The sequence below is a fragment of the Hassallia byssoidea VB512170 genome (genome assembly GCF_000817785.2).
GTDB lineage: Bacteria > Cyanobacteriota > Cyanobacteriia > Cyanobacteriales > Nostocaceae > Hassallia > Hassallia carrinoi.
Genome location: NZ_JTCM02000077.1, coordinates 21,518 through 31,118, shown reverse-complemented (window position 1 = coordinate 31,118; position 9,601 = coordinate 21,518). Strand labels below are relative to the sequence as shown.

Here is a 9,601-nt window from a genome sequence, read left to right as displayed (position 1 = left end):
CCCTTTCAACCTGACCCTCCCAAAAACTTTTCCTGGTGTTAATTGCGCGGTGGAACCACACTGAACCCATCCCGAACTCAGAGGTGAAACACAGCAGTGGCGACGATAGTCTAGGGGTAGCCCTACGCCAAAATAGCTCGATGCCAGGATTTATAATTAAACAATTTGCCTTCTCTAAATAATTAGAGGAGGCTTTTGTTTTTGCTATGATTATTTAAACATGCGGTGGATTACTTTCATGACATTACCCACCATCACCCAAGATACGATTGAACTTGCTCAGGGAGATGAGTTAATCCTGCGATTTAGGACTTGGCATGATTATGAAGATTTGCTCACCCGTCGGCTGGATAAAGCGGGACTAAAGATTCGATATAGCAGCGCTACTCAAGAAATTAGAATTATGTCACCTTTGCCGGGGCATGGCAAAAATACTGATATACTAGCAGACTTGGTGAAGGCAATGTTGCGACATCAAGGTAAGGACTGGGAGGCTTTTACACCTATTACTCTCAAACGAGCAAATCAACAAGGAGTAGAACCCGATTACTGTTTTTATATTCAAAATCGAGAGCGCATCTTAGGAAAGGAGCGCATTGACTTTGAAGTTGACCCTCCTCCCGATTTAGCAATTGAGGTTGATTTAACTTATACTACGAAAGCAGAGGACTATCAAGCGATCGCCCCTACTGAACTTTGGATTTATCTGAGGAATAATTTACTTATCTATCTGTTCGAGGGGCAACAGTATCAGGAAAGTCAAACGAGTTATAATTTTCCTGATTTTGATGTGAAAAAACTGATATCGCAGTACGTTGAACGAGGATGGCAGATTGGTTCTAGTGTTGCAGTGCGAGAGTTTGAAAGGTTTTTGAAAGAAGGTAGTTATTGACTCAAAATTATTAGTGATATTGTAAGTTGGTTAAGTTAAGTGCAATTTAATCAACAACATAACGAATTCAGTCCGGCTTGAGGTCGAAGGCAGTCCGGCTTGAGGAACCCACCCTTAAAAGAGTGGGACTTAGGCTGTGGACGCTTTATACCTCGCGCTGCGCGTCTTGGTATAATTCTGGTTTTTATACTGGGCTTTATACCCAGAACTAAAGTTTTAATTAATACTTTTAACCTTCTGCCTCCTACCTCAAGCCGGACTGCCTTTTTTGTAATTATAAACATTTTCTATTATCTGTAACTGCTTAGTTATCTCCTCTTGTATTTTAATCCACAATTCTTTTATAAATAGTGCTATTATATGCCATAAAACATGGGAATATAAATAAGTTTAATAGCTGTCCAAAGAATGATATGAGACATCATCACTCCAAGTCATCCTATTTATCTGATTTGTTGCACCACCCAGCATCAGTAACTTCAAAAAAATCATTCCTCTATACCCTTTAACAATCTGCCAACTTCGTTAAAGAGATTGTACAACAGAAGATTTTTCAATGATGATTGTTTGCAGGTAAAATATTAAGGAAAATCCTAGATACATTGCTGGTATTATAAAAAGTATTATTCCCATAATGACAATAATTCAGTATAATCCGGATTTTATAGAATTGGTATAAGTCCTACTTTTTATCGTGCAGAGAAAAGTTGGAAACGAAAAATCACCCCCCTCTTTGCAATTAAAGAAGGGGGTAAGAGTGTGAGGTGCTATTCACTCTAGTAGGCGTCTTGCATCTCGTAGAAATCAGGCGAGATGTAATCTTTACGCAAAGGAAAACCTACCCAATCTTCTGGCATCAACAGCCGTTTGAGATTCGGATGTCCTTCATAGATAATACCGAATAAATCGTAAGATTCACGCTCTTGCCAGTCTGCGGTCTTCCAAATCCAGTAGACCGAAGGCACTCTGGGATTTTCCCGTGGTAGGAACACCTTTACTCGCACTTCTTCAGGGCGATCGCTATTATCACCGACTTTAATCAAGTGATACATACTGACCAACTCCTGTCCAGGTCCAGTATCAATACCACATTGACACTGAAGATAATTAAACCCGTAGGCATACAGTGCAGTAGAAATTGGCAACAAAAAATCTGGCTCAACCTTAATAATTTCTACCCCATTATGGTCGGGTGCCAAAAACTCATGAGCAAAGCCATTTTCTGTTAACCATTGGGAAACTTTACCCGCTTGTACCAAAGACTCTTTTTCTACTGGTACTGGTTTGGATTCTTCATCAGCCACGGCTAGCTTCCTCCTTTTGCCCCTGTGTTAGCAGCGCAGGTGGTATCGGCATACCTATAGCTTCCGTCAATTCCTTGGGCGGAGTGAAGCGAGTTTCTGACTGCATATATTTGCCAGTGAGAATTTGCTCGGCTTGCTTCATGTTGTGAGTCGTGCTGTAATAACGGTGAGTTTGCTTAATCAAACTCCGCTCTTGCATCGAATCATTAGCTATCTTTTTCCGCAGCTTGATGATCGCGTCAATAATTGCTTCTGGACGCGGTGGACAACCGGGTAAATACACGTCCACGGGAATCAGCTTATCAACTCCACGCACTGCTGTGGTAGAATCCACGCTAAACATCCCACCAGTAATCGTACAAGCTCCCATAGCGATAACATACTTGGGTTCCGGCATTTGTTCGTAAAGACGCACCAACTGAGGTGCCATCTTCATCGTGATCGTCCCTGCCGTAATAATTAAATCAGCTTGCCGGGGGCTAGAACGAGGAATTAGTCCGAAACGGTCAAAGTCAAACCGGGAGCCAATCAAAGCTGCAAACTCAATAAAGCAGCAAGCCGTACCAAACAACAAGGGCCACAAACTCGAAAGCCGCGCCCAGTTGTATAAATCATCAACCGTAGTCAGAATTACGTTTTCTGAAAGGTCTTGAGTAACTGTAGTCCGCTCAATCGGGTTGATAATTCGCTCTTTATCTTCGGTAGTTGAATTAGTATTCAAGACCATTCCAAAGCTCCTTTACGCCATGCATAAACTAGGGCAACTACAAGAATCGCAATAAAAATCAGTGCTTCAATAAATGCCAATAACCCCAAACGGTGGAAAGCGACCGCCCAAGGATAGAGAAACACAGTCTCCACATCAAAGACCACGAAGACCAGCGCAAACATGTAGTAGCGAATATTGAACTGAATCCAAGCTCCACCGATGGGTTCCATGCCGGATTCATAAGTGGTGCGCCGTTCCGGGTTGCGACCACTGGGTCTGAGAAGCTTCGACGCTGAAAGCGCCAGGGCAGGCACTAGGCTACAGACTAATAAGAAGCCTAGAAGGTATTCGTAACCGCTGAGGACAAACACAATAAATATCTACCTACCGCTATTGGTGTAAATAACTCTGTTACCTTCTTTTACATTATTATATCTTTTTGATGGATGCTGAATGCTGCGAAACAGACAGGCTTGAGGTATTTGATTCGTTTTTGATTGTGATAGAAAAGTCTAACAGTTATGTCATAATTTTTAACGTATATTTAATATTTGCCCCTTAGCCGCCATGAGTGAACAAGCTGTTGAGACTCAAGAGTTAGACCGCTACGAGTGTCGTGCTTGCGGTTACATCTATCAACCTGAAAAGGGAGATGACAGCAATGACATACCCCCAGGAACACCTTTCGCCGAATTGCCCATAACCTGGCGCTGCCCAGTTTGTGCTGCGAAAAAGAACGCTTTCGCCAACGTCGGTCCCCAAGGCACAGCATCCGGCTTCAAGGAAAATCTCGGTTATGGATTGGGTGTCAACCAGCTGACACCGACCCAAAAGAATATCCTGATTTTCGGTGCATTGGCTCTTGCCTTCTTGTTTTTTTTAAGTCTCTACGGTTTACAGTAGGTTGGGCGTTTGCCTTACCTACGTAAAAACCGATTACTTAAAGTAACCTTTGAAAAAACCCCTAGACAAATTTAGAAGAAACTAAAAAATACAGATGCATTCAATTGTGAGAAGTTGGCAAAGAATAGTTGCCTTGTTGGTAGTCGTCCTCATGTGTATAGGTTGTAGCAAAGTTCCCTCTACCAGCTACAATCCTTGGGAAATCATTACTGTGCCAACACAGGCGAAACTGCTGGATATTGCCTTTACTGATAACCTTCAGCATGGCTATTTAGTCGGTAGCAGCGCTACTTTGTTGGAAACAAAAGACGGTGGTGAAACTTGGAAACCTTTAACACTGCAACTTGACGATCCGAAGTATCGGTTTAACTCAGTCAGTTTTTCGCTTAAAGAAGGGTGGATAGTCGGAGAGCCAGGTCTGGTATTGCACACCACTGATGAAGGTGCTTCGTGGTCGCGCATTCCCATAAGCGAAAAGCTACCCGGTGGTCCAATTAGCATTTTGGCATTGGGAAAAAACTCAGCCGAGATGGTTACAAATGTAGGAGCAATATATAAGACTACAGACGGCGGTAAAAACTGGAAAGCACAGGTAGAACAAGCAGTCGGTGTGCTGCGTAACATCAAGCGATCGCCTGATGGTAAATATGTTGGCGTTTCTGCCAAAGGTAACTTCTACTCAACTTGGGAACCGGGACAAACTGCTTGGGTTCCTCATAACCGCAATAGTTCTAGACGAGTTGAAAATATGGGGTTTACCGATAATGGGCAATTATGGATGCTAGCACGAGGGGGTCAAGTCCAATTTAATGACCCAGAAAAACCTGAAGAATGGCTAGAAGCTCAATATCCAGAAGTCTCTACAAGCTGGGGCTTACTAGATATGGCATATCGCACACCCGAAGAAATTTGGCTAGGTGGTGGTAGTGGTAACTTGCTGCGGAGTGCTGATGGTGGCAAAACCTGGGAAAAAGACCGTGACGTGGAAGGAGTTCCGGCGAATTTGTATAAGATTGTGTTCTTTTCTCCGGAACACGGATTTATTATTGGCGATCGCGGTATTTTACTAAAATATCAACCAAGTGTTGCTTACTCTTTGAAGTCAGACGCAAAGTCTTAATCTCAGCTGGGTATTTCTCCGCAATTTATGAGAAGTCAGTTGCAAGTTGTAACTCTTTCTAAACTTTGTAGGATAATATTCTCAAGAACAATCTTCACTAAGGTAGGAATCACGCATGTCAGGTACCACTGGAGAACGTCCGTTTTCGGACATTATTACCAGCGTTCGTTACTGGGTAATTCACAGCATCACCATCCCCGCATTATTTATTGCAGGTTGGTTATTTGTCAGCACCGGACTGGCTTATGATGTATTTGGCACACCTCGCCCCAACGAGTATTACCCAAGAGCGGAGCAGGTAGCACCGCCAATTGTCAACGATCGCTTTGAAGCTAAAAAGCAAATTGAGCAATATACAGGAAAATAGTTTGACATGACCACCGGCAATAACGTTAATCAACCAATTACTTACCCCATTTTTACGGTTAGATGGCTTGCAGTTCACACCCTAGCTGTACCTACCGTGTTCTTTTTGGGTGCGATCGCTTCAATGCAGTTTATTCAACGCTAGGAGGAACTCATGGAAAGATCGCCAAATCCTAATAAACAGCCGGTCGAACTAAACCGGACTTCGCTTTACCTGGGACTACTACTGATTTTTGTTCTGGGGATTCTATTTTCCAGTTACTTCTTTAACTAACAAAGAACCACTGGTATTAATCCTTGTTTATTTAACAAGCACTGATTTTTTTATTAAGGGAGGAGAAAAGCTGTGTCTGGAAGTGGAAGAATTCCCCTGTGGGTTGTCGCTACAATCGCAGGGTTAGGTGTAATTACTGTTGTAGGCATTTTCTTTTACGGGGCTTACGCCGGAATCGGTTCTTCCATATAATTGTGGCTGGAACTGAATACCGCTGCTGTGTGAATTTTAAGCGCAATTGTTGAGAAATCAGCATAAAAAAACCGCCTGTCTTTTAAAGATAGGCGGTATTTTAATTTTGAGTAGCCTGATAAATCTGCAAAAAATCGATGAAAAATTAATCATCGGTTTTTGGGATTGGGGATTTATCAAACTTAGCCTACATCGTCACGTTCAATGTATATAAGCATGAACGCAAATGTCACTGCTGGAAAAATTAAACCAGTCAGAGGAACCAAGATAGAAGGCAAAAATGAAGCTGACATAGTAAAGATTCCTGTTAAATCTCACTGCAATTCATTCTGGAGCTTACTGCAAATTGTGCCTCATTTTTGAAAATCTATCATATTTTTAACAAATTGAGATTTTTTGACACTCCCCTGGCTGCTTGAATAACGCGAGTGCTCATTCCCGCAAAAAGCCAGGGGATTCTTGGTTCATCCAGCAAGCCGTAAACCTTCGTATCCTACAGTTCGTCGCCGACTTGTGCAGGCAGTATCTAAACCAAATACCCGTCGCGTAGAGTGATCAAGTATCGAGCCAGTTTACGAAAGACCTAGAGGGCATCTGTCCACGCCACATGCTTCAAGTCGGGAAACCCGCCCAACGCAGTGGCTCCCAAGCTTTCGAGTACTTTTTGGTAGTGCCTTAAAAAGCCGTTTTCTACCTTTCCCCACGTTCCCGTGTGCCCCACGGTACGTTGTCTTTTAAGTTGTTTCTTTTCTAGGTTCACGCGCAACGTGTTAGGTAGCGACTGGGTTTTTAAAGAGGACTTTCCCTACCCTCCGAGCATTACTACTTTACTAGCCAGTCGCTTGGGGTCGCCCCAGAGTTTTCATTGTCGCGTGCTAGCGGTTTTTCAGCCTGTACTCTATACTCTTATTGTAGGTACAAACGTGGGTATATGTCCAGAGAAAAAATGTTAAAAATCAGGGTTTCTGATTATGAATTTGAGCAACTAAGACAAGAAGCGCAAAAGCAAGGTGTTTCAATGTCGGATGTTGTTAGAAAATACATCTCAAAACTTCCAAAACCAGATATCACCGCAGGGTAAACCCTGCTTTAAAGTGGCTTTCATCCCTTGGCTAAAGCGGAAAGGTTTTCAACCTACCTTCTATATAAGGGGGTAGGGATAAAAATTTTCCCCTTAACTCCCCGCAAGCTTATATTCCCAGCAGTTCATCTAGCTGCAAAGTTGGCAAATCTGGAGGAATCACAGTCCTTGTGATTGTAACTTTATGACTCTCCTGTTGAGTTGCCATATCTATAGCGATCGCTTCTAAGCGAATTTCCAAACAGCCAAAGGGAATACTTAACTGAGTCATCACCTCCAAATCTCCCAAAGAATTAGGTAGCAAATTCTTCAGCAAATGCGGACCGTCTAGCAACCACCGAGTTTGACAATCCTTAACCCATAACTTTACAGCCATTTGCTCCCGCACGTAAGGCAGATGCACGCGCACCCTGACAGACTTACCAGCGATAAGTTCACCTTCTGGTACATGCAGTTGCGGAATTGGCAACGGATTCCAATTTGCCGCTGCTATAGCTAGAGAAACCGATAAATTTGTAACAGCTTCATGCTTTTGCTTCAACAAACCACTTTGCGTAGTATCGGCTTCATATTCATCTGCTGTATCATCTACAACAATCTCTTGTGCTAACCAAGTCGGCTGTATTTGCAGATGAGAAGCAGGTGGTAATTGTGGTACTTGCGGTGATAAGGAAACTTCTGATACTTTTTCCTCAGGTAGCGTGTCCGTATCTTCTTCCACAATATCGCCTTGTTGTGTCTCCATATCAGATACTAACGGCGAATTAACATCAGCAGTCAAAGTTTGTTCGTCCAAAGAAACCGGATGTTGTTCAGAAATAGTCTGGTTAGCTGGAGTATAACTATAGTAGTTCTGAGGCTGCACATCGATCGGTTCAGGCAACGAGTAGCCTTGAGTCTGCATCCACTTTCTGATTAAAGGAGATGAATAGGGGTTGTCTGGTGTGATTAATTGAGAAGTTTGCGGAAGAACTACTTCTGCAAAAGAATTATCCGGCGATCGCGCATCCAGTTCGACTAATTCCGGTGCATCTGGAGAGCCTTCTAAGTCAATTGCATTTTCTGACTCAGCTACAGTAGTATTAAGCTGCGGGGATTCCTCATGAGTTTGATAATCCAAAGCATCTTGCACGTTGCTTTGAACTGCTTCAAAGTCAGTAGGTAAAGGTTTAAGCGGTGTCAAATATCTAAAAGTCGAGCCTGCACTCAGAGAAAGTCTTGTTTGTTCCTCAATTATTGGTACTTGAGGCTCAGTTATAGTATCTGTGTTCTCTAAATGCTGCGATTTTGACGCGGCTATCATTTTAGTTTGCCCGTGAGAAAACGTTGGCAATTGTGGCGATGTCTTTTGACAAGAAGCAGAGCTTTTACGCACTGCTGCTGATTTCCTTAACGTTCGCGGATCAATTCGCGGTGGTAAAGCTTTTTTCGGCGATGTCTGAAAAACCAAATTCCGATCATATCTTACGCTTTTTACCAGATTAAACAGTTGTAAATCAAGGGTTGATGGTAATGGTTCTTTAGAAATAGTAGGCGGCGCTAGCTGGTAATCTAGTTCTGGTGTACTATGTTTGACAGCAGTGGTAATTGCCAGTAATTCTGTCACATCTGCTGTAATTGTGAAAGACTGACTGGCTAACAGTGTTACCTCACCAATTCCAGCGAGTGCGCCATAGAAACTCATGTCTGCTAAAATCAGCTTAGATTCGCAATCAGCGGGAATTTCAATCTGACTGCTAATAGTACACGGTAAAATCTTTTCAGGTATTGGTTGCCTGACTTGAGTTAAGATTTCCGATTTTTGGGGCGATCGCATTTCAATTCGCACTTCTGCCGCACAGACGCTTTCTAAATCTGATGTGTCACTCAGCAGCTCTTGTTTTAATTCTACGCGCCCATTGACACAGAGAGTTTCCCCCCAACGAGCAACATAAGTTTCCTGCTCTAAGGTTAGCAGTAGTGGTGGCGGTGCTTGCTCTTCTGGAGTTTGTTCAATCGCTTCATCATGAAGCAAAGATTCAGAAGCGGGTAAAGCTAACTCTAATAAATTTTGTAAAATTTGCTCTGCCGTTTCACCTTTAACCCATACTGGGGTAATAGGTGCATCTTCTTCTTTTATAGTTGGCAAAGGCTCAGTAGTCGCAGCGTTACTTTCTCTAGTAATTACTGATGCCTTAACGGTGATAGTGTTATGTATGGTACTATAAGTTTGGGCTGCGGCTGTTGATAAGCTGTTGCGATGAGAAAAAGTATCTTCGCGATCGTCATCGCTCTGATGATGATGGTCAGAGTCGTCCATCCTGACATCCGATAAAACTGTTGATTCGGGCAGAACTTGTATTTTGATAGTATGTTGCCAGGATTTACCGAGCATATCAGACATCAAATCGCCAGAGCATCGTAACTCCCAAACTCCCGGTTTCAAGTGGGTGAAGGGGATAACTGCCATTAAGCCTTCATTGTTAGTGCGACGCGATCGCTTTTGAACTCGTCGCAGGAGAGGAACTTCTTGAGTGGAAGAGTGAATTACGCGCACTTCTACATCTATATTAGGACGGTTAGAGCGAGCCAAAACTCGATACCGACCTGAGAGTATTTCTAAATTTGGCGATTCCAAGGTATGCCAAGAGCGATCGCCCTGTTTCTGTATTAGAAATTGCCAGTGTTCCATTGTGGGTGATGCCGAAACCGAAGGGAAGCACAGTAATATTTTGCATTACTTTGCTAGCCAGTGTAGCTCAGTAATTTGTAATTTCATCA

General features: G+C 42.9%; 13 protein-coding genes and 1 rRNA gene. 9 read left to right on the top strand and 5 right to left on the bottom strand.

Annotated elements, in window-relative coordinates; translation table 11 throughout:
• Nucleotides 1–31: 31 nt before the first annotated feature.
• A 5S ribosomal RNA gene (gene rrf / locus PI95_RS24710) occupies nucleotides 32–149 on the top strand.
• A gap of 89 nt (nucleotides 150–238) precedes the next feature.
• Entirely contained in the window at nucleotides 239–892 is a 654-nt protein-coding gene (locus PI95_RS24705) for a Uma2 family endonuclease (RefSeq protein ID WP_039748834.1), read from the top strand.
• Between the two features lie 776 nt (nucleotides 893–1,668).
• Here PI95_RS24705 and PI95_RS24700 read toward each other — a convergent pair.
• From PI95_RS24700 to ndhC, 3 genes are read right to left on the bottom strand one after another with little or no spacing between them, the layout of a single operon-like run.
• Nucleotides 1,669–2,196 (bottom strand): NAD(P)H-quinone oxidoreductase subunit J, encoded by a 528-nt coding sequence (locus tag PI95_RS24700; RefSeq protein ID WP_039748832.1) that lies wholly within the window; start codon nucleotides 2,194–2,196, stop codon nucleotides 1,669–1,671.
• Nucleotides 2,189–2,923, bottom strand: coding sequence for a photosynthetic/respiratory NAD(P)H-quinone oxidoreductase subunit K (gene ndhK / locus PI95_RS24695; RefSeq protein ID WP_039748830.1), 735 nt, complete (start codon nucleotides 2,921–2,923; stop codon nucleotides 2,189–2,191). The genes PI95_RS24700 and ndhK overlap by 8 nt, the downstream gene beginning before the upstream one ends.
• Entirely contained in the window at nucleotides 2,914–3,276 is a 363-nt protein-coding gene (gene ndhC, locus PI95_RS24690; RefSeq protein ID WP_026093494.1) for a photosynthetic/respiratory NAD(P)H-quinone oxidoreductase subunit C, read from the bottom strand. Before ndhC ends, ndhK begins: the two co-directional genes overlap by 10 nt.
• A 196-nt stretch (nucleotides 3,277–3,472) precedes the next feature.
• On the opposite strand from ndhC, the gene PI95_RS24685 reads away from it, so the two are divergent.
• The 6 genes from PI95_RS24685 to PI95_RS24660 all read left to right on the top strand — a co-directional run bounded on the left by PI95_RS24685 (nucleotide 3,473) and on the right by PI95_RS24660 (nucleotide 5,760).
• Entirely contained in the window at nucleotides 3,473–3,808 is a 336-nt protein-coding gene (locus PI95_RS24685; RefSeq protein ID WP_039748825.1) for a rubredoxin, read from the top strand.
• A gap of 94 nt (nucleotides 3,809–3,902) precedes the next feature.
• Entirely contained in the window at nucleotides 3,903–4,928 is a 1,026-nt protein-coding gene (locus PI95_RS24680; protein WP_039748823.1) for a photosynthesis system II assembly factor Ycf48, read from the top strand.
• 115 nt (nucleotides 4,929–5,043) lie between these two features.
• Nucleotides 5,044–5,295: a cytochrome b559 subunit alpha gene (gene psbE / locus PI95_RS24675; RefSeq protein WP_039748822.1), complete on the top strand. Its 252-nt coding sequence runs from the start codon at nucleotides 5,044–5,046 to the stop codon at nucleotides 5,293–5,295.
• A gap of 6 nt (nucleotides 5,296–5,301) precedes the next feature.
• Nucleotides 5,302–5,439, top strand: a complete 138-nt coding sequence (gene psbF / locus PI95_RS24670) for a cytochrome b559 subunit beta (protein ID WP_039748821.1) — start codon at nucleotides 5,302–5,304, stop codon at nucleotides 5,437–5,439.
• A 9-nt stretch (nucleotides 5,440–5,448) separates the two neighbouring features.
• On the top strand, nucleotides 5,449–5,568 hold the full coding sequence (gene psbL, locus PI95_RS24665) for a photosystem II reaction center protein PsbL (protein WP_163519164.1): 120 nt from the start codon (nucleotides 5,449–5,451) through the stop codon (nucleotides 5,566–5,568).
• Between the two features lie 72 nt (nucleotides 5,569–5,640).
• Nucleotides 5,641–5,760, top strand: a complete 120-nt coding sequence (locus PI95_RS24660) for a photosystem II reaction center protein J (RefSeq protein WP_089125458.1) — start codon at nucleotides 5,641–5,643, stop codon at nucleotides 5,758–5,760.
• A gap of 182 nt (nucleotides 5,761–5,942) precedes the next feature.
• Here the strand turns inward: PI95_RS24660 and psaI are convergent, their stop codons facing one another.
• Nucleotides 5,943–6,053, bottom strand: a complete 111-nt coding sequence (gene psaI / locus PI95_RS24655) for a photosystem I reaction center subunit VIII (protein ID WP_163519163.1) — start codon at nucleotides 6,051–6,053, stop codon at nucleotides 5,943–5,945.
• Between the two features lie 638 nt (nucleotides 6,054–6,691).
• On the opposite strand from psaI, the gene PI95_RS24650 reads away from it, so the two are divergent.
• Nucleotides 6,692–6,841: a plasmid mobilization protein gene (locus PI95_RS24650; RefSeq protein WP_063842396.1), complete on the top strand. Its 150-nt coding sequence runs from the start codon at nucleotides 6,692–6,694 to the stop codon at nucleotides 6,839–6,841.
• A gap of 109 nt (nucleotides 6,842–6,950) precedes the next feature.
• On the opposite strand, the gene PI95_RS24645 is transcribed toward PI95_RS24650, so the two are convergent.
• Nucleotides 6,951–9,512 (bottom strand): hypothetical protein, encoded by a 2,562-nt coding sequence (locus PI95_RS24645; protein WP_039748819.1) that lies wholly within the window; start codon nucleotides 9,510–9,512, stop codon nucleotides 6,951–6,953.
• Between the last annotated feature and the right edge of the window lie 89 nt (nucleotides 9,513–9,601).

Bases quoted from the DNA above. Each gene is read 5' to 3' on its own strand.
- PI95_RS24705 (WP_039748834.1), top strand. From the start codon at position 239: ATGACATTACCCACCATCACCCAAGATACGATTGAACTTGCTCAGGGA.
- psbE (WP_039748822.1), top strand. From the start codon at position 5,044: ATGTCAGGTACCACTGGAGAACGTCCGTTTTCGGACATTATTACCAGC.
- PI95_RS24645 (WP_039748819.1), bottom strand. From the start codon at position 9,512: ATGGAACACTGGCAATTTCTAATACAGAAACAGGGCGATCGCTCTTGG.
- PI95_RS24685 (WP_039748825.1), top strand. From the start codon at position 3,473: ATGAGTGAACAAGCTGTTGAGACTCAAGAGTTAGACCGCTACGAGTGT.
- PI95_RS24680 (WP_039748823.1), top strand. From the start codon at position 3,903: ATGCATTCAATTGTGAGAAGTTGGCAAAGAATAGTTGCCTTGTTGGTA.
- psaI (WP_163519163.1), bottom strand. From the start codon at position 6,053: ATGTCAGCTTCATTTTTGCCTTCTATCTTGGTTCCTCTGACTGGTTTA.
- psbF (WP_039748821.1), top strand. From the start codon at position 5,302: ATGACCACCGGCAATAACGTTAATCAACCAATTACTTACCCCATTTTT.
- psbL (WP_163519164.1), top strand. From the start codon at position 5,449: ATGGAAAGATCGCCAAATCCTAATAAACAGCCGGTCGAACTAAACCGG.
- ndhK (WP_039748830.1), bottom strand. From the start codon at position 2,923: ATGGTCTTGAATACTAATTCAACTACCGAAGATAAAGAGCGAATTATC.
- PI95_RS24650 (WP_063842396.1), top strand. From the start codon at position 6,692: ATGTCCAGAGAAAAAATGTTAAAAATCAGGGTTTCTGATTATGAATTT.